This window comes from Roseomonas acroporae, from assembly GCF_023223525.1.
Lineage (GTDB): Bacteria > Pseudomonadota > Alphaproteobacteria > Acetobacterales > Acetobacteraceae > Roseomonas_E > Roseomonas_E acroporae.
This window is the reverse complement of the sequence record NZ_JALPRX010000002.1, coordinates 1-19,128: the sequence shown is the minus strand read 5'-3', so window position 1 is coordinate 19,128 and position 19,128 is coordinate 1. Positions and strand designations below refer to the sequence as shown.

At 75.7% G+C, this 19,128-nt stretch carries 14 protein-coding genes; 11 read left to right on the top strand and 3 right to left on the bottom strand.

Annotation, left to right across the window (positions count from 1 at the left end):
* The first annotated feature begins 239 nt into the window (after positions 1–239).
* From M0638_RS00620 to M0638_RS00610, 3 genes are all read left to right on the top strand, one after another.
* Positions 240–770, top strand: coding sequence for a lysozyme inhibitor LprI family protein (locus tag M0638_RS00620; protein ID WP_248665012.1), 531 nt, complete (start codon positions 240–242; stop codon positions 768–770).
* 172 nt (positions 771–942) lie between these two features.
* The gene (locus M0638_RS00615) at positions 943–2,352 is read left to right on the top strand and encodes an amidohydrolase (RefSeq protein ID WP_248665011.1); all 1,410 of its coding nucleotides are present in this window, start codon (positions 943–945) and stop codon (positions 2,350–2,352) included.
* A gap of 223 nt (positions 2,353–2,575) precedes the next feature.
* Positions 2,576–7,369 carry an NAD-glutamate dehydrogenase gene (locus M0638_RS00610; protein ID WP_248665010.1) on the top strand — a complete coding sequence of 1,598 codons (4,794 nt, stop codon included), beginning with the start codon at positions 2,576–2,578 and terminating at the stop codon, positions 7,367–7,369.
* 442 nt (positions 7,370–7,811) lie between these two features.
* On the opposite strand, the gene M0638_RS00605 is transcribed toward M0638_RS00610, so the two are convergent.
* Positions 7,812–9,146 (bottom strand): chloride channel protein, encoded by a 1,335-nt coding sequence (locus tag M0638_RS00605; RefSeq protein ID WP_248665009.1) that lies wholly within the window; start codon positions 9,144–9,146, stop codon positions 7,812–7,814.
* Between the two features lie 246 nt (positions 9,147–9,392).
* Between M0638_RS00605 and M0638_RS00600 the strand changes: the two genes are divergently transcribed.
* The 7 genes from M0638_RS00600 to M0638_RS00570 all read left to right on the top strand — a co-directional run bounded on the left by M0638_RS00600 (position 9,393) and on the right by M0638_RS00570 (position 15,697).
* Positions 9,393–10,589, top strand: coding sequence for a serine hydrolase domain-containing protein (locus tag M0638_RS00600; protein WP_248665008.1), 1,197 nt, complete (start codon positions 9,393–9,395; stop codon positions 10,587–10,589).
* Positions 10,590–10,662: 73 nt separating this feature from the next.
* Positions 10,663–11,049: an MAPEG family protein gene (locus M0638_RS00595; protein ID WP_248665007.1), complete on the top strand. Its 387-nt coding sequence runs from the start codon at positions 10,663–10,665 to the stop codon at positions 11,047–11,049.
* Positions 11,050–11,057: 8 nt separating this feature from the next.
* Positions 11,058–11,597, top strand: a complete 540-nt coding sequence (locus tag M0638_RS00590) for a GNAT family N-acetyltransferase (protein ID WP_248665006.1) — start codon at positions 11,058–11,060, stop codon at positions 11,595–11,597.
* A gap of 178 nt (positions 11,598–11,775) precedes the next feature.
* The gene (locus M0638_RS00585; RefSeq protein WP_248665005.1) at positions 11,776–12,027 is read left to right on the top strand and encodes a DUF1272 domain-containing protein; all 252 of its coding nucleotides are present in this window, start codon (positions 11,776–11,778) and stop codon (positions 12,025–12,027) included.
* 164 nt (positions 12,028–12,191) lie between these two features.
* Positions 12,192–12,974, top strand: a complete 783-nt coding sequence (locus M0638_RS00580; RefSeq protein WP_248665004.1) for a dienelactone hydrolase family protein — start codon at positions 12,192–12,194, stop codon at positions 12,972–12,974.
* Positions 12,975–13,145: 171 nt separating this feature from the next.
* Positions 13,146–14,120, top strand: coding sequence for an SMP-30/gluconolactonase/LRE family protein (locus tag M0638_RS00575; protein WP_248665003.1), 975 nt, complete (start codon positions 13,146–13,148; stop codon positions 14,118–14,120).
* A 32-nt stretch (positions 14,121–14,152) separates the two neighbouring features.
* Positions 14,153–15,697 (top strand): amidohydrolase, encoded by a 1,545-nt coding sequence (locus M0638_RS00570; RefSeq protein ID WP_248665002.1) that lies wholly within the window; start codon positions 14,153–14,155, stop codon positions 15,695–15,697.
* 18 nt (positions 15,698–15,715) lie between these two features.
* Here M0638_RS00570 and M0638_RS00565 read toward each other — a convergent pair whose 3' ends face one another.
* Positions 15,716–16,072 (bottom strand): AtuA-related protein, encoded by a 357-nt coding sequence (locus M0638_RS00565; protein WP_248665001.1) that lies wholly within the window; start codon positions 16,070–16,072, stop codon positions 15,716–15,718.
* Entirely contained in the window at positions 16,072–17,454 is a 1,383-nt protein-coding gene (locus M0638_RS00560) for an acyclic terpene utilization AtuA family protein (RefSeq protein WP_248665000.1), read from the bottom strand. Before M0638_RS00560 ends, M0638_RS00565 begins: the two co-directional genes overlap by 1 nt.
* A gap of 551 nt (positions 17,455–18,005) precedes the next feature.
* Between M0638_RS00560 and M0638_RS00555 the strand changes: the two genes are divergently transcribed.
* Positions 18,006–18,971 carry a Tim44 domain-containing protein gene (locus M0638_RS00555; protein WP_248664999.1) on the top strand — a complete coding sequence of 322 codons (966 nt, stop codon included), beginning with the start codon at positions 18,006–18,008 and terminating at the stop codon, positions 18,969–18,971.
* Positions 18,972–19,128: the final 157 nt, after the last annotated feature.

The window sequence follows — 19,128 nt, the reverse complement described above, 5'->3', positions numbered from 1 at the left end:
CCGGCGGGCGATTCGGCGGGATGGAACGGGAGCGGAGCAGCATGGCGCACCGGACATGGATGCCGCCGGGACCGCCGCGCCAGGCGGTCCGGCCGGGGCTGCGCATCGCCGCCGCTCAGCGCATCCGGCGCGGCTCCACGCCGGCGGACCGTCCGGCCCGACGGTGGCCCTGCCTGGCATGGCAGGGCGCCGCCGCGACGGAGGCGGGCGGCGCCTGCGCGGGAGGCGGGCCGTTGCCGTTGCGCCGTCGAGCGGGCGTTCTGCTGCTGCTGCAACTGGCCCTGGCCGGGATCGGCGCCGCGTCCGCCCAGGCTCAACCCACCCAGGCCCAACCCAATCAGACCCAGCCCACGCAAGCCCGGCCGGCGCCGGCCGGCGGCCGCGCGCCCGCCGGCACCCCGGCCCCCGCCCCCGGCGGCAACCCCATCCCGGGCGGCCCCTGCGACCGCCTGACCTCGACCGCGCAGCAGGGCGAGTGCCTGGAGGCGGCGCTGAACCGGGCCGAGACGGCGATGAACCAGGCCTTCGAGCGCGCCCTGCACGTGATCGACAACGATAGCGGCACCGTGTCCACGCAGCGGACCAACTGGCGGCGCGCGATGCAGGTGTCGCAGCGGGCCTGGCTCGCCTTCCGCGACGCGGATTGCGGCGAGTTGATCGCCTACGAGTGGGGCCAGGGCACCGGCATGGGCCCGGCCACCCTCGCCTGCCGGCTCGACAAGACCGAGCGGCGCGAGCGCGAGCTGACGGCACGCTACACGAATCGCTGAGCGGCCGGCGCGGATCGCCGCCGGGCGGGAGCGCCCCGCGGCGCGGATCCGCGCCGGAGGAGGATCCGTCGCGCACCCGGTCCCGGTCGCGGCGCGGGGCGCTGGCGTCGTTGCCCCGCCCTGGACCATGCTCGGCGAGGCCGGTTCCCCAAGCCCGCGAGGTCGCCCCGCCATGACGCCGTTCCGCCAGCCGCCAGGACCCGGCTGCCCCGCCCTCCGTGCCGAGGCGGTCGCCGCTCCCACCCGGCGCGGCCTGCTCGGCCTCGCCTGCGCCTGCTGCGCCTTGCCGGCGCTGCGCGCGCGGCCCGCCTCGGCCGCCGTCGCCGTCGTGGGCGCCGCGCGCCCGATCCATGCCCGGCTCGACGCCGCCGCCGCCGCGATCGAGCCGCGGATGATCGCCTGGCGCCGCGACATCCACCAGAACCCGGAGCTGGGCAACCAGGAGCGGCGCACCGCCGCGCTGGTCGCCGCCCATCTGCGCGCGCTGGGCTGGGAGGTGCGCGAGGGCGTCGCCGTCACCGGCCTCGTCGCCGTGCTGCGCGGCGGCGCCGGTCCCGGCCCCGTGGTGGCGCTGCGCGCCGACATGGACGCGCTGCCCGTCGCCGAGCAGGTGGACCTGCCCTTCGCCTCGAAGGCCCGCACGCAGTGGGGCGGCGAGGAGGTGGGGGTGATGCACGCCTGCGGCCACGACTGCCACGTCGCGATCCAGATGGCGGTGGCGGAGGTGCTGGCGGCGAACCGGGACTCGCTGCGCGGCACGGTGAAGCTGCTGTTCCAGCCCGCCGAGGAGAAGCTGCCGAACGGCGAGATCGGCGGCGCGCGGCTGATGGTCGAGCAGGGCGCCATGGCCGACCCGAGGCCGGACGCGGTGTTCGGCCTGCACGTCGTCGCCGGCCTGCCGGTGGGCGAGCTGCGCTACCGCGCCGGCGCCGTCACCGCCAGCTCGGACGGCTTCCGCATGACGGTGACGGGCAAGCAGACGCACGGCGCCATGCCCTGGGCGGGCGTCGATCCGGTGGTGGCGGCGGCGCAGATCGTCACCGCGATGCAGACCCTGGTGAGCCGCGAGACGGACGTGACGCGGCAGGCGGCGGTGCTCAGCGTCGGCACCATCCATGCCGGCACGCGCTACAACATCATCCCCGACAAGGTGGAGCTGAGCGGCACGCTGCGCACCTTCGACGAGGCGACGCGCCAGCGCATCATGCAGCGCACGAAGGCGCTGGCCGAGGGCATCGCCACCGGCATGGGCGCCGAGGCCGAGGTGGTGTGGGAAGCGAACGGCTACCCGCCGATCGTCGCCGACGACGCGCTGGTGGCGCGCATGGCGCCGAGCCTCGCGCGCGTCGCGGGCGAGCACGCGAAGGAGGGCGAGCGTTCCTCGGCCGGCGAGGACTTCTCCTATTTCGCGCAGGCGGCGCCGGGGATGTTCTTCTTCGTCGGCATCGACGCGCCGGGCACGACCGGCGCCGCGCCGAACCATTCGCCGCGCTTCCGGGTGGACGAGGCGGGGCTGCTGCCGGGGCTGCGCGCCATGCTGCACCTCGTGGCCGACTACACGGGCAGCGGCGCGCCGGGCTGAGCCTCCCGCCGGGCTGCCCGGGCCGATCGGCCCCACCGGCCTACCCCACCGGCCTGCCACACCGGCCTGCCACACCGGCCCACCGCCCGGCCGGCGCGAGGTGGCGGCCCGCGCGACTGTTACGCTAGGCTGCCGCGCAAGGCCGAACGGCCACCCCGGGGGGCGCCCGCACGGCGGCGACACCCCGACCGACCGAAACACCCGCAGCAACGGGAGAGGGCGCATGCCCGACGACGCCAGCCAGCAGCCGCCGACCAACCCGGCGGCCGACACGGTGAGGGCCGAATTGCTCAACACCGCCGCCGAGGCGCTGCGTCGCCTCGCCCCGGACCTGCCGCCGGATGCGGGGGTGCTGCTGCACCGGCTCTACGCCGCCGTGCCGACCGGCGAGCTGGCCGTGGAGGCGCCGGAGACCCTGGCCGCCGCCGCCGCCAGCCTCTGGTCCTTCGCCGCGCGGCGCGAGCCGGGCCGGGCGAAGCTGCGCGTCATCCCGCCCGGCCCCGGCACCGGCGCCCGCGCCGTGGCCGAGATCGTCAACGACGACATGCCCTTCCTGGTGGACAGCGCGCTCGCCACGCTGACGCTCGCCGGGCGGCCGGTGCGCCAGCTCCTGCACCCGGTCCTGACGGTGCGGCGCGATGCGGCCGGGGACCTGCTCGGCCTCGCCGCCGGCCCCGCTGCCCCCTCGCCCGCGGCGCCGCCGGGTGGCGCCACGCTGCGCGAGAGCATGATGCGCATCGCCTTCACCGGCACGGCGCGCGAGATGGTCGGGCGCGGCCTGCCCACCGGCTTCCGCGCCGCCGCCGGCCAGGACGAGTGGGCGACCCTGGAAGCCCTGCTGCGCCACACCATGGCCGATGTGCGCGCCGCCACCGAGGACTTCGCGGCGATGCACGGCTTCCTGCGCGCCGCCGGGGACGAGATCGCGGGCGGCGAGGCGGCGGGCGTCGGCCCCGCCCGCGCCTTCCTGCGCTGGATGGGCGAGGAGAACTACGTGCTGCTCGGCCACCGCCGGCTGATGCTCGGCGCGGACGGGCACCTGGCGCAGGTGCCGGCGGAGAATCTCGGCATGCTGCGCGACCCGAAGGTGGTCACCTTCGACGTGCTGCGCGACCTCGGCGCGCTGCCCACCGCCGTGCAGGCGGCGATCCTGACGCCCGAGCCGGTCAGCGTCGCCAAGGCCAACCTGCGCGCCACGGTGCACCGGCCGCAGCACGCCGACGTGGTGGCGACGCGGGTGTTCGACGCCGAGGGCCGCGTCACCGGCGTACGGCTGTTCCTCGGCCTGTTCGCGGCCTCCGCCTACAACCGCAACCCGCGCTCCATCCCGCTGCTGGCCGAGAAGGTGGAATCGATCCTGGCCCGCGCCGGGCTCGACCCCGAGAGCCATGACGGCCGCGCGCTGCGCAACATCCTCGACACCTGGCCGCGCGACGAGCTGTTCCAGGCGCCGGAGGAGGCGATCCTGGCCGGCGCCCGGCGGGCGCTGGACCTGCAATTGCGCCCGCGCGCCGCGCTGGTGGTGCGCGAGGACCCGTTCGAGCGCTTCGTCTCCGCCATCGCCTGGCTGCCGCGCGACGTGTTCGACACGGCGCTGCGCGAGCGCATCGGCGAGATGCTGGCCCGCGCCTGGGGCGGGCATCTCTCCGCCTTCTACATCGCCATGGGCGACACGCCGCTGGCGCGGGTGAACTACATCATCGGCACCACGCCCGGCGCGCTGCCGAAGGTGGACCTCGCCGCGCTGGAGGCGGCCGTGGTGCAGGCCGCGCGCTCCTTCCGCGGCCGGCTCGGCGAGGCGCTGGCCGAGAGCGAGGGCGAGGCCGCCGCGTCCCGCCTGCTCGCGCGCTGGGGCGACGCCTTCCCCGCCGGCTACCGCGACGGCGCCACCGCCGCGCAGGGCATCGCCGACCTCGCCCTGGCCGAGCGCGCGCTGGCCACCGGCCGCCCGGCGGCGCGGCTGGAGCGGCCGCCGGGCGCGGCGCCGGACCAGCTCGTGCTGCGCCTCGCCCGGCCCGGCGGCCCGCTGCCGCTGGCCGACGCGCTGCCGCTGCTGGAAAGCCTCGACCTGCGCGCCATCGAGGAGACGCCGCACCACCTCGCCCCCGCCGACGCGCCGCGCGTGGTGCTGCACGTCTTCACCCTGCGCGCCGGCGTGCCGGTCGAGGATGCCGTGTTCCCGGCGCTGCTCGCCACGCTCGACGCGCTGCTCGACGGCGGCGCCGAGGCGGACGGGTTCAATCGGCTGGTGGTGCGCGCCGGCCTCTCCTGGCGCGAATGCTGGCTGCTGCGCACCCTGTACCGCTGGCTGAAGCAGGTCGGCCTCGCCTTCAGCCAGGCGAGCGTCGAGACGACGCTGGCCGCGCACCCGGAGGCGGCGCGCATCCTGCTCGGGCTGTTCCATGCCCGCTTCAACCCGGACCGCGGCCGCGCGGCCGAGGAGGAGGCGCTGGAGGCGGCCTGGACGGCGGAGCTGGATACCGTCACCAATCCCGACGAGGACCGCATCCTGACGCGGCTGATGACGCTGCTGCGCGCCGTCCTCCGCACCAACTGGTTCCAGGACAAGCCCTACCTCGCGATCAAGATCGACAGCGCCGCGGCCGGCGAGATGCCCCTGCCCCGCCCCTGGCGCGAGATCTTCGTCCATTCCGTGCGCATGGAGGGCTGCCACCTGCGCGCCGGCCCCGTCGCGCGCGGCGGCATACGCTGGTCCGACCGGCGCGAGGATTTCCGCACCGAGATCCTCGGGCTGATGAAGGCGCAGCGCCTCAAGAACGTCGTCATCGTGCCGACCGGCGCCAAGGGCGGCTTCGTGCTCAAGCACCCGCCGCCCGCCTCGGACCGCGAGGCCTTCATGGCCGAGGGCGTCGCCTGCTACCGCGTGCTGATCAACGCCATGCTCGACCTCGCCGACAACATCGAGGCCGGCGGCGCGGTGACGCCGCCCGGCATCGTGCGGCGCGACGCGGAGGACCCCTACATCGTCGCGGCGGCCGACAAGGGCACCGCGACCTTCAGCGACATCGCCAACGGCATCGCGGTGGAGCGCGGCTTCTGGCTCGGCGACGCCTTCGCCTCCGGCGGCTCGGCCGGCTACGACCACAAGGCGATGGGCATCACCGCCAAGGGCGCCTGGGTGATGATCGCCCGGCACTTCGCCGAACTGGGCCTCGACATCCAGAAGGACCCGTTCACCTGCGTCGGCGTCGGCGACATGAGCGGCGACGTGTTCGGCAACGGGCTGCTGGTCAGCCGCGAGACGCGCCTGCTCGCCGCCTTCGACCACCGCCACATCTTCATCGACCCGGATCCGGACGCGCACCTCGCCTACGAGGAGCGTGCCCGGATGTTCGCCCTGCCCCGCTCCTCCTGGGACGACTACGACCGGTCGCGGATCAGCCGGGGCGGCGGCGTGTTCCCGCGCAGCGCCAAGACCATCCCGCTCTCGCCCGAGGCGCGCGCGCTGCTCGGCATCGAGGCCGAGCGCGCCGAGCCCGCCGCCGTGATGCAGGCGATCCTGCGTGCGCCGGTGGACCTGCTCTACTTCGGCGGCATCGGCACCTACGTGAAGGCCGCCGGCGAGACCCAGACCGAGGCGGGCGACCGTGCCAACGACGCGCTGCGGGTGGACGGCGCCGGGATCCGCGCGCGGGTGATCGGCGAGGGCGCCAATCTCGGCGTCACCCAGGCCGGGCGCATCGAGTACGCGATGCGCGGCGCCGGCGGCGCGGGCGGGCGGATCAACACCGACGCGCTGGACAATTCCGCCGGCGTCTCGACCTCCGACCACGAGGTCAACATCAAGATCCTGCTCGCCGACGCCGAGCGCGACGGCGCGCTGACCCGCCGCCAGCGCGACCAGCTCCTCGCCGCCATGACCGACGAGGTCGCCACGCTGGTGCTGCGCGACAACCACCAGCAGTCCCTCGCCGTCTCGCTGGAGGCGCTGGAGGGCGCCGAGGCCCTGCCCGGCCACGCCGCGATGATGACGCTGCTGGAGGAGGAGGGGCTGCTCGACCGCGCCGTGGCCGGCCTGCCCTCGCCCACGGCGATGCAGTCGCGCCTCGCCGCGGGCGAGTCGCTGACCCGGCCCGAGATCGCGGCGCTGCTGCCGGTCGCCAAGCTCTGGCTGACCGACGCGATCGAGGCGAGCGACCTGCCGGACGACCCGGCCTTCACGCAGACGCTGCTCGACTACTTCCCGACCGAGCTGCGCGAGGGCTATGCCCGCTACGCCGAGCGGCACCGGCTGCGGCGCGAGCTGATCGCGACCGCCATCGCCAACACCGTCGCCAACCGGCTCGGCCCGGCCGCGCTGGCGCGCCTCGCGGCCTCGGCCGGGCCCGCGCGGATCGCCCGCGCCGCCTGGCTCGCCGGCGCCGCCTTCGGGCTGGAGGCGCGCGACGACGCGGTGGACGCCGCCCCGGCGCCGGCCATGGCGCGGCTCGGCGCCACCCTGTCGCTGCGGCACCTCCAGGAGGCCGTGGCGCACGAGCTGCTGGGCGAGGTCGAGATGGACCGGCCGCTGGCGGAGGGCATCGCCGCGCTGCGGCCGGGCATCGTGGCACTCTCCGGCGCGGCGGCGAACGAGGCGGCGGGCGGCGCCGAGGCGGCGCGGCTGCGCGAGGCCGGGCTGCCGGAGGAACTCGCCGCCGAGGTCGCGGCGGCACCGGCGCTGGCGGCGGCGCCGGCCATCGTGCGGCTCGCGGCGGCGACCGGCGTGCCGCCCACCGAGGCGGCGGCGGCCTGGCGGCAGGCCGGCCAGGAATTCGGGCTGGAGCCGCTGCGCGCGGCGGCCGCCGGGCTGGTGCTGCGCGGGGCGTTCGGGGCGCGGGCGAAGTCGGCGCTGCTGGAGGACCTCGCCTCGGCGCAGTTCCGGCTGGCGCGCGCCACCCTGCGCGGCGAGGCGCCGGCGGCGCCCGAGGCGGCGGTGCGGCTGGGCAAGGAAGCGGCGGCGACGCCGGACCTCGCCGGGCTCGGCGTGGCGGTGCGGGCGATGGGGGCGCTGGCCTGAGCCGGGGGGGGGGGGGGGGGGGCCCCCCCCCCCCCCCCCCGCCCCGCGCGGGGCGGCGGCGCCCCCGCGTCCGTGCCCCCCCCCCCCCCCCCCCCGCGGGCGGGGGGGGGGGGGGGGGGCCCCCCCCCCCCCCCCCCGCCCGCGGGGGGGGGGGGGGGGGGGGCGGGGGGGGCGCGGCCCTGCGCCGGGGGGGCGGCCACGGGCCCTCCCCGCACCCCTCTGCAGGGAGGGCGCTGCCCTCCCTGGAACCCCCCCGCCAGGAACCTCAGGTTCCTGGACCTCCGCCGGCGTTTTCGGCCTCGCCGGTTCAGCCGTCGGGCCTTGAAGCGGAGCGGGGTTTCCAAAGGGGCTTCGCCCTTTGGTGGGGTCCAGGGGCGAAGCCCCTGGCGGATGGGTGCGGGGAAGGCGGCGCCTTCCCGCCGGGGTCCGGGGCGGAGCCCCGTCAGGCCACCCGCTGCACCGCCAGCAGGAACCGCCGCGCCAGCGCCCCGTACAGCGCCCGCCGGCACACCAGCCGCGAGGCGAAGAACCCCAGCGCCGAGGTCGCCATCAGCGGGATGGTCATCTGCTGGTTGTCGGTCATCTCCAGCACGATGACGAAGGCGGTGATCGGCGCCTGCACCACGCCCGAGAAGTACCCGACCATGCCGAGCAGCACGATCGCCCCCGACGGCACCATCGGCAGCAGCGTGCCCAGCCAGTCGCCCAGCGAGGCGCCGATCGCGAGCGATGGCGCGAAGATGCCGCCCGGTATGCCGCTGAGGTAGGAGACCACCGTGGCCGCGAGCTTCAGCAGGAAGAAGTCGCCGGACAGGTGGGAGCGCCCCTCCACCAGCCCCCGCGCCTGCTCGTAGCCCGTGCCGTAGGTGGCGCCGCCGGAGGCGAGGCCGAGCAGCGCCAGCACCACCCCGCACAGCGCCGCGAACAGGATCGGATGGGCCGCCAGCCAGCGCCCGGCGGGGCCGGGCAGGCCGCGGCGGGAGGCGCTGATCAGCGTCTGGCTGAACGCCCCGCCCAGCAGCCCGCCGACCAGCCCGCACACCAGCACCGCCGCCCAGGCCGGGCCGAACTCGAGCTGCGCCGGGTCGGCCGAGCCGAAGTAGTTGTAGTCGCCCATCAGCGCCACGGTGGTGATGCCGGCGATGATGACGGCGGTCAGCACGTTGCCGCTGCCGCGCGCCTCGTAGGAGCGGCTCAGCTCCTCGATGGCGAAGACGATGCCGGCGAGCGGCGTGTTGAAGGCGGCCGCGATGCCGCCCGCCGCCCCGGCCAGCACCAGGGCGCGCTGCGAGTCGAAGCGCGGCAGGCGCAGCGCGCCGCCGAGGGACTGCATGATCGAGGCGCCCACCTGCACCGTCGGCCCCTCGCGCCCGATCGAGGCGCCGCTGAGCAGGCCGAGCAGGGTCAGCAGCACCTTGCCGACCGCGACCCGCAGCGACAGCACGCGCGCCACCATGGCCGGGTCCGTCATGCGCAGCGCCGCGATGGCCTGCGGGATGCCGCTGCCCTGCGCGCCGGGGAACACGGTGCGGGTGAGCCAGACCGAGAGCGCCAGCCCGGCGGGCGAGACGACCAGGGCGAGATACGGGCTGTACGCGACGATCGCGGCGAAGCCGGCCTGGGCGCGGTCGGCCAGGAGGGCGAACAGGATCGCCACCAGCGACACCATCACGGCGCCCGCCCAGAAGATCAGCCGCCGTCGCCAGAGGCGGGGCGAGACGAGCGGCATGCGCCGCAGCGTGCGCAGCCGCAGATACTGCCGCGGGGCAAGCCCCATGCCTCGATCTCCCCTGCCCTGACCGATCCTTGCTCCTGCGCACGGTGCCGCGCGCGGCGCAAGGGCATGCGCGGCGGCCCGGCGTGCCGCCGCCATCATCAGGCCCCTCGCCCATCCCCACCGACCGCCTCTCGCGCCTCCCCGGCCTCCTCCCCGGGCGCGCGCGTCTTGCCCGGCCCACCCGGTCCCGCCCATGCTCCGCCCGTCCAACGCTTTGCCCAGCTCATGCTTTGCCCGGCCCATGCTTTGCCCGCCAGTCACGGCGCCGCCGACCGAGGAATCGCGACCATTCCCGAGCATCCCCGCTTCCCGCCGCCCGATGCCGGCGCCGACGGCACCGTCCCCGGCACCGTCCCCGGCACCATCCCCTGGCCCATGCTGGCGCCCGAGGCCGCCGGCTTCGACCGCGCCGCGCTGGCCGACGCCATCCGCTTCGCCGAGACGCACGAGACGCCCTGGCCGCGCGACATCCGCGCGCATCTGGAGGCCGGCCACTTCGAGCCGCCGCCCGACAACGAGATCATCGGCCCCGTCGCCCCGCGCGGCGGACCGACCGGGCTGATCCTGCGGCACGGGCGGCTGGTCGGCGCCTGGGGCGACACGCGGCGCGCCGACATGACCTTCAGCGTCGCCAAGAGCTATCTCTCCATTCTCGCCGGACTCGCCGTGGCGGACGGGCTGATCGCCGACCTCGACGAGCCGGTCGGCCGCACCGTGCATGACGGCGGCTTCGAGGGGCCGCACAACGGCGCCGTCACCTGGCGCCACCTGCTGACCAACACCTCGGAATGGGAGGGCACGCTGTTCGGCAAGGCCGACAGCATCGACCGCAACCGCAGCCTCGCCGCCGAGGGCGGGACGCAGCGCAAGGGGCAGCGCACCCTGGCGGCGCCGGGCACGCACTGGGAATACAACGACGTCCGCGTGAACCGGCTCAGCCTCGCCCTGCTGCGCCGCTTCGGCCGGCCGCTGCCGGCGGTGTTCGCCGAACGGGTGATGCGCCCGATCGGCGCCTCCGACGAATGGCGCTGGCACGGCTACCGCACCTCGATGGTCGAGTTGGCGGGGCGGCCGGTGGAATCCGTCTCGGGCGGCAGCCACTGGGGCGGCGGCGTGTTCATCGGCGCGGAGGACCAGGCGCGGATCGGCCTGCTGATGCTGCGCCGGGGCGCGTGGGAAGGGCGGCAGGTGATCCCGGCCGGGTGGGTGGCGCAATCCGTCACGCCCTGCGCGCTGAACCCGGAATACGGCTTCCTCTGGTGGCTCAACACCGGGCGGACGCGCTGGCCCTCGGCGCCGGAAGCGAGCTTCTGCGCCGTGGGCGCGGGCGGCAACCTGACCTGGATCGATCCCTCGCGCGACCTCGTCGCCGTGCTGCGCTGGACCGACCCGGCGGCGATGGACGGCTTCATGGCCGCCATCGGCGCGGCGTTCCGGGGCTGAGCGGCCCGGAACGGCCGCTCCCCCGCCGCGTCAATCTCCCGTAACGTCCGGCCGACGGGCCGCGGAGATCCGAATGAGCACCGAACTCAGCCTGCTCCTGGCCTCGGTCGTGCTGGGGCTGATCGAATTGCTGGCGACCGGCGTCGCCGCCTCGGCGCAGCTCGGCATCGCCTACACGGCCGGCCCGCGCGACGAGGAGCGGCCGCTCGGGCCGATCGGCGGCCGCATCCGGCGCGCCTTCGCCAATTTCATGGAGAGCTTCCCCTTCTTCGCCGCGCTGGTGCTGGCCGGCGCGGTGCTCGGCCGCTCCAACGGCTGGACGGTCTGGGGCGCGCATCTCTACTTCTGGGCACGGCTGTTCTACTGGCCGCTCTACGTGCTGGGCGTGCCGATGCTGCGCTCGCTGGTCTGGGGCGTGTCGCTGGTCGGCATCGTCCTGCTGCTGGTCGGGGTGGCGTAGCGCGGCCGATGACGACCGATCGTGCGGCCGCGCCGGCGGCCGGCTGGCGGCCGATGCGCGAGGCGGACCTCGGCGCGGTGGTCGCCATCGCCGGGGCCGTGCATCCCGGCTACCCGGAGCGCCCCGCCATCCTCGCCGAGCGGCTGCACCGGCATGCGCCGGGCTGCCTGCTGCTGGAGACGGCGGCGGGACCGGGCGGCTACGTGCTCAGCCATCCCTGGCGGCTGTGGGACATCCCGAAGCTCGACACGCCGCTCGGCCCGCTGCCGGAGGCGCCCGACGCCTACTACATCCACGACCTCGCCCTGCTGCCCGGCGCGCGCGGCGGCGGCCGGGGCGCGGCGGCGGTTGTCCTGCTGCTGGCCGAGGCGGCGCGGCTCGGCCTCGGCACCGCCGCGCTGGTGGCCGTGGGCGGCTCGGTGCCGTTCTGGGCGGCGCGCGGCTTCGCCGAGGCGACGCGGCCGGCGCTGCGGGCCTCGCTCGCCAGCTACGATGCGGCGGCGCGCTACATGCTCGCGCCGGTGCCGGTCCGCGCCGCCGTGCCGTGACGCGGCGGCGCGTCGGAGGTGCGACCCGCTCCCGCTTGCGATCGGGCGGCACGCCGCCACGCAGCGTGCGTCGGACAGCCGCCGCGTGCCGCAGGGCACGACAGCCGCCGCGTGCCACAAGGCACGACAGCCGCGCGGCGCATGGCCTATGCTCCGGACGTTACCGGAGGAGTTCCCGATGCTGGAGATCCGCCCGAATTGCGAGTGCTGCGACCGCGACCTGCCGAACGGCGCCGCGGACGCGCGGATCTGTACCTTCGAGTGCACCTTCTGCGCCGAATGCGCCGCGACACGCTTCGGCGGATACTGCCCCAATTGCGGCGGCGACCTGGTGCGCCGCCCCACCCGCCCCGCCGGGCTGCTGGACCGGGCGCCGCCCTCGACGATCCGTATCCGCAAGGATCACCGGGCCTGCACCGCTGCCGCATGAGGCCGCCACGCCAGGGAACACGACTCGGAACAAACCGGGGACAAGGCTGCCGGCAGGCGCTCTGGGCGGCCCTGGCGATGCTCCTCGCCGCCTGCGCCCCGGCCGGCGCGCAGGGAGAGGGGCCGAGGGACGGCCAAAGGGACGGCCAAAGGGACGGTCAGCGCGTGCGCCTGCAGAGCCGGGCGCCCGGCCACGAGGCGGCGATCGAGGCGCGGCTGTTCCTGCCGCCCGGCCCCGGCCCGCATCCCGCCCTGGTCTTCCTGCATGGCTGCGGCGGGCTGTTCACGCGCGAGGGGACGGTGAACGCGCGCGAGACGGACTGGGCGGCGCGCTTCAACGCCGAGGGCGTCGCGGTGCTGATGCCCGACAGCTTCGGCGCGCGCGGCACCCGCTCGATGTGCGCGCCCGCCGATTTCGACCTCGGCCTCTACCGCGCCCGGCCCTGGGACGCCTACGCGGCGCTCGCCTTCCTGGCGGCGCGGCCCGACATCCGGGCGGACCGGATCGGGCTGGTCGGCTGGTCGCAGGGCGGCGGCGCGGTGCTGCTGACGATCCGCGAGGACGACGAGGCGCGCCCCGCCGGCCTCGCGCGGGATTTCCGCGCGGCGGTGGCCTTCTACCCGGGAAGCTGCCGCCCCGGCGGGCTGCGCCGGCCGCTCGCCACGCGCACGCCGCTGCTGGTGCTGGTGGGCGAGGAGGATGCCTGGACCCCGGCCGGCCCCTGCCGGACGATCGTCGAGGCGGCGGCCGCCGCCGGCAGCCCGGTCGCCATCCACACCTATCCCGGCGCGGTGCACGACTTCGACTGGCCCGGCCTGCCGCGCCGCGCCCGCCCGGATTTCCGCACCGGTGCCGGCATCGTGCCGGTCACCGGCATGGACCCCGCCGCGCGCGAGGACGCGCTGCGCCGCGTGCCGGAATTCCTGCTGCCGCGGCTGCGGGAGTAGGGCACGACGCCCGCCCCCGTCCGCCCGCCCCCCTTCCGTCCTGTGAAATCCGGGCGGGTTGGCGCGAAGCGACCGCCCCGCCAGACTGCGCGGCGCCGGGACCGTCCGCCGGCCGCCACCGCGCGGCACGGGCGGTCATGACGCGCGCCGGAAAGGCGGGAAAGGGAACGCATGCACAAGACCGACACGGCAGGCCCGGCCCCGGGCGGCTGGACCCCCTCCTCGCGCTACCCGGATCCGGCCATCGAGGTGCTCGATCCCGCCTTCGCGCGGCTGCGGATCATGAATTCCGCCGTCGAGCGGCTCTACACCGGCGCGCGCTGGTCGGAGGGGCCGGTCTGGTTCGCCGATGCGCGCTGCCTCTACTGGAGCGACATCCCGAACAACCGGATCATGCGCTGGGACGAGGCGAGCGGCGCCGCCTTCGCCTGGCGCCAGCCCTCCGACAACGCCAACGGCAACACGCGCGACCGCGAGGGCCGGCTCGTCACCTGCGAGCACCTGACGCGCCGCGTGACGCGCACCGAGCACGACGGCCGCATCACCGTGCTGGCGGACCGCTACGACGGCAGGCGGCTGAACTCGCCCAACGACGTGATCGTGGCCCCCGACGGGGCGGTGTGGTTCTCAGACCCCGAATTCGGTATCCTCGGCCACTACGAGGGCGAGAAGGCCGAGCCGGAGCTGCCGACCAACCTCTACCGGCTCGATCCCGCCACGGGCGAGCTGCGCGTGATGGCCGACGACATCGCGCGGCCGAACGGACTCTGCTTCTCGCCCGACGGGAAGCTGCTCTACGTCGTGGAATCCGGCGCCGCGCCGCGCAACATCCTGGTCTACGACGTGACCGGGGACGGCACGCGCATCGCCAACCGACGCGTCTTCCTGCGCTGCGGCCCGGCGGAATCGCCGGACGGGTTCCGCTGCGACGTGGAGGGCAACCTCTGGTGCGGCTGGGGCATGGGCGAGGGGCTGGATGGCGTGCGCGTCTTCACGCCCGAGGCGAAGCCGGTGCTGCACATCCACCTGCCGGAGCGCTGCGCCAACCTGTGCTTCGGCGGCCGGCACCGCAGCCGGCTGTTCATGGCGGCGAGCCGCTCGCTCTACGCCGTGCATGTCGGGACGCAGGGCGCGGCAGGCGGCTGAGCCGCGCGAGACAAGACGAGAAGGAGGACGCCATGCCCGCCACCGGACGACGCGAGGTCCTGACCGCGCTGGGCGCGGCAGGCATGCTGCCCGTGGCCGGTCCCGCCGCGGCGCAGACGGCCGCCGCCCCGCCCGCCGCCGCCTCGGCACCGCCGCCGGCCGCCGCCTCGGCGGCGGCCGCGCGCGCCGTGGAGTCGGTGCGCGACGCCATCCTGCGCCTCTCGCGCGAGGTCTGGACCAACGCCGAGCTGAGCCTGCACGAGGTGAAGTCCGCCGCGATCCACCTGCGCGAGCTGGAGGCGGCGGGCTTCCGTACCGTCAGCCGCGGCACCTCGGGCGTGCCCACGGCCTTCGTCTCGGAATGGAGCAACGGCAGCGGCGGCCCGCGCCTCGGCTACCTGCCGGAATACGACGCGCTGCCCGGCCTCGGCAACGCCGCCGAGCCGCGCCGGACCCCAGGCCCGACCGGCGCCGAGGTGGGCCATGGCTGCGGCCACAACATGCTCGGTGCCGGCTGCACCGGCGGCGCCATCGCGCTCAGGCGGATGATGGAGGCCGAGGGCACGCCGGGCACCATCCGCGTCTATGGCTGCGCCGCCGAGGAGACCGAGGGCGCCAAGGTGTACATGGCGCGCGACGGCCTCTTCGCCGATCTCGACGCCGCGCTCGCCTGGCACCCGGCGCCCTTCGCCGGCGCCGGCATCGTCCGGCTGAACGCGCTCGACAAGGTGAAGGTGATGTTCCACGGCCGCACCGCGCATGCCGGCATCGACCCGTGGAACGGCCGCAGCGCGCTGAAGGCGGCGGAGATGTTCGGCATCGGCGTGCAGATGATGCGCGAGCACGTCGAGCCCAGCGCCCGCATGCACTACATCTACGAGCAGGCCGGCGTGGCGCCGAACGTCATCCCGGACTTCGCGCAGGTCTGGATCATCCTGCGCGACCTCGACCGCCCGAAGGTGGAGGGCCTCACCGCCTGGGTGAAGCAGGTCGCGGAAGGCGCCGCCACGGCGACGCAGACGCGCGCCGAGGTGCTGCACTTCTTCGGCACGCACGACCTGCTGCCGAACGAGCCGCTGGCGCGGCTGCTCCACCGCCACCTCGCCGCCGTGCCGATCGAGTGGACGCCGGCCGAGCAGGAATTCGCGAAGGCCTGCCAGCGCGAGATGAAGCTGCGCGAGGCTGGCCTGGCCGCGCAGCCCCTGCCCTTCCTGCACGAGATCTCGGCCGGCGGCTCCACCGATGTCGGCGAGGTGAGCTACCAGGCGCCGGTCGGCGTCTTCGCCTGGCCGACCATGCCGCTCGGCGTCGGGCTGCACACCTGGCCGGTGACCGCCTGCGGCGGCATGTCGATCGGCGACAAGGGCTCGCTCAACACGGCGCGCATCCTGGCGGCGGCGGGCTGGGAGCTGATGACCGACGCGGCGCTGCGCGAGGCGGCGAAGGCGGATTTCGCGAAGCGCCGCGGCGACCGGCCGTTCAAGCCGTCGCTGCCGGCCTCGCAGCTGCGGCCGATCGGCCTGCCGGCCTTCATGACGCGCACCGCCGACGACGAGATGGTGACGGGGATCGACTGAGCGGGGCGGAGGGCGCGCTCAGCCCTCCAGCAGCGCGCGCGGCACGCGCACGGTCAGGCCGAGCAGCCGGAAGGAGTGCGTCTTGCCGTGCCCGTCGAGGTTCAGGCTGCCGTTCACGCCGCCTTCCAGCACGTCGTCCACCACGAAGTTGAAGGCGTGCAGCTTCGGCAGGTCGTGGCGCGTGCAGCGCGTGGCGCCACGATGCGCGAACAGCGCCAGCACGCGCGCCTCCGTCACCTGCTCCGCCAGCACCGGGTAGAGTTCCGGCCGGTACGGGATCAGGCTCATGTTGCAGCGGTTGCCCTTGTCGCCGGCGCGGCCGTGCGCGACGTCGTAGAGCGGCACCTCGATGGTCTCGTCCGCGTCCCCGGGCATCAGTTCATCTCCCGTGCCGTGCGCAGCGTCACCCCGGTCGGCACCAGGGCGCGCGGCACGAGGTAGGAGCGCGTCAGGATGCGCGGCGTGACGCGCCAGCGCGCCCCGCCCGTGCCCGCCGTGCCGCAGCAGAGCAGCGCCAGCGCCTCGCGCGCCGCCTGGTCCACCGCGCCGCGGTCCGTGCCCTCGGCGGCGAGGCGGATGCGGATCTCGGGCGGCTCCGGACCGTCATAGCCGCGCCACAGCGCGCCGTCGTCGCTGTCGTGCACGCTGGCGACGCCGATCAGATCGACCCGTGCGCGCACCGGCAGCGCGCGCCGGCGCAGCCGCTCCAGCAGCACCTCGGCGGTGGCGCGGGCGCGGCCGAGCGCGTTCGGGCCGGCGACGGAAACCTCGCCCTCGCCGAGCCAGGAGCCCTCGAAGCAGGCCGTCACCTTCAGCGATTCCGGCGCCGGCCGGCCGCGCAGCCCGCGCACCGCGACACGGTCGGGGCCAAGCTGCTCCAGCGTGCAGCCGGTGATGTCGAGCACCACGTCGGGTGTTATGTAGTGCGCCGGATCGTGCAGCTCGTAGAGGAGCTGCTCCTTGACCGTGCGCAGGTCGACCACGCCGCCCGTCGCGTCCGCCTTGGTGACGACGAGGCCGCCTTCCGCCGTCACCTCGGCGATCGGGAAGCCGATGTCGGCGGGGTCCGGGATGTCCTTGCGGCCGGGGTCCCAGAACACGCCGCCCGAGACCTGGCTGCCGCATTCCAGCAGGTGGCCGCAGGCGGCGCCGACGGCCAGCTTCTCCCAGTCGTCCGCCGCCCAGCCGAAATGGTGCAGCAGCTGCGCGATGGCCAGCGCGGGGTCGGAGGTGCGGCCGGCCACCACCACGTCGGCGCCCTGCCGCAGCGCCTCCACCAGCGGCCCGGCGCCGATATAGGCGTTGGCGGCGACGAGCCGCGCCGCGTCGGCCGGCAGGCTGGCATCGGCCTCGTGCACGGCCAGCGCGCCGAGGTCGATGCTGCCCTGCACGTCGTCGCCCGTGACCACCGCGATGCGCAGTTCGGGCAGGCCCAGGCGGCGGGCCAGCGCCGCGATCAGCCGCCCCGCCGCCGGCGGGTTGGCGGCGCCGAAATTGCCGAGGATCGGGATGCGGTGCCGGTGGCAGTCGGCCAGGATCGGCGCCAGCAGCCGCTCCAGCATCGGCTCGTAGCCGAGTTCCGGGTCGCGCCGCCGTTCGAGCTGCGCCAGCGCCACGGTGCGCTCGCCCAGCACCTCCAGGAACAGCGCGGCGGGCAGGCCGCGCGCGACCAGGGTGCGCACCACGGGGATCGGCGCGTCCACGCGGTCGCCCGAGAAGCCGGCGCCGTTGCCGACCAGGAAGGGCGCGGCGCTCATGGCGCCGGCCGTGCCGCCGGCCGGATCCGGCCGTGTCCGCTGCGCGATACCGGCATGGTCCGGCTCCCTCCCCATCGTGCCGCGTCATTGCCGGAGCCGGCGAGCGGGCGTCAATGGCTCGTGCGAGGCCTGACGGTCGGCCGGTCGCGTGCCGGCATCGCGCGGGGGCCGTCGGGCCGGGCCCCGCGCCCTCGCGCATCGCCGCGCGGCCAAGCGACCGGGCGACCGGGCGACCGGGCGACCGGGCGAAGCATGCCCTGCGGGAAGTCCCGGTTGGCCGTGCCGGCAACCCGAGCGAAGCGCCACCGTTGCAACTCCCGTGTGCAACTTCCGTGCGGGGGCGAACGGTGACAGGGAATTCATCCGGCATCCGCCGCCGGCTGCCAAGCTCCGTCCGATGCGCCTCGCTGGCGCAGCGCGGCGGCAGGGCCGACGGATGCGGGCCGAAGGGAAGGCAGAGGGCCGAAAGGTAGAGGACCGATAGGTATCGCAATCGCCGCGCAATTCCCTATATTACATCCATGCAATCTTGCTCTGGGAGTCGTCCAGCCATGCGCCGCACCGCCTCTTTCCTCAGCGCGCTCGCCGTGGCGGCGCTCGTTCTCGGCCCGACCGTGGCCGATGCGCGACCGGGTGGCGGCGTCTCGGCCGGCAGCCGCGGCAGCCGCACCTTCAGCGCACCCCCCTCCACCAGCACCGCGCCCGGCACGGCCCGCCCGATGGAGCGGAGCATGACCGAGCCGTCGCGTCCGGGCATGGGGGCCCCAATGGCCGGCGCGGCGGCGCAGCCCGCGCGCGGCGGCCTGTTCGGCGGCGGCTTCGGCGCCGGGCTGATGGGCGGGCTGATCGGCGCCGGCATCGGCGGCCTGCTGTTCGGCCACGGCTTCACCGGCGGCCTCGGCGGCTTCGCCAGCTTCCTCGGCTTCCTGCTGCAGATCGCCCTGCTCGCCGGTCTGGCCTGGCTGGTGATCGGCTTCTTCCGGCGCCGGCAGCAGGCGCAGATGGCCCCCGCCGGCATGCCCCCCGGCATGGCGCGCGAGGCGATGGGCGGCCCGCTCCAGAACGGCGGCCGCGCCCTCGGCGGCGGCGTCTCGCCGGCCGGCGGCCCGCCCGTGGCGGTGCAGCCCACCGACTACGAGGCCTTCGAGCGGCTGCTCAAGGAGGTCAACGGCGCCTGGTCGCGCCAGGACCTCGCCGGGCTGCAGCGCATCTGCACGCCGGAGATGGTCTCCTACTTCAACGAGCAGCTCACCGAGCTGGCCAGCCGCGGCCTGCGCAACGAGACCGCCGATGTCCGCCTCGTCCAGGGCGACCTCGCGGAGGCGTGGCGCGAGGGCAGGCGGGAATACGCCACCGTCGCGATGCGCGTCTCGATGGTGGACGTGACCCGCCGCACGGCGGACGGCGCCGTGGTGGAGGGCGACCCGTCCCGCCCGTCCGAGGCGACCGAGCTGTGGACCTTCCTGCGCACCGATGGCGGCCCCTGGATGCTCTCGGCCATCCAGCAGACCGCCTGAGCCCGGCGGCGACCCGACCATCCCCGCCGGCCGTGGCCGCCCCCTGGCGGCCACGGCGCCGGTGACCGGCCCCGCCGGGCCGGCTCGCCGGCTGCGCTTCCGGAACGACGCCCTCCGGCACCCGCGCGATAACGGCATCGTGCGAGGGCATCCCCGC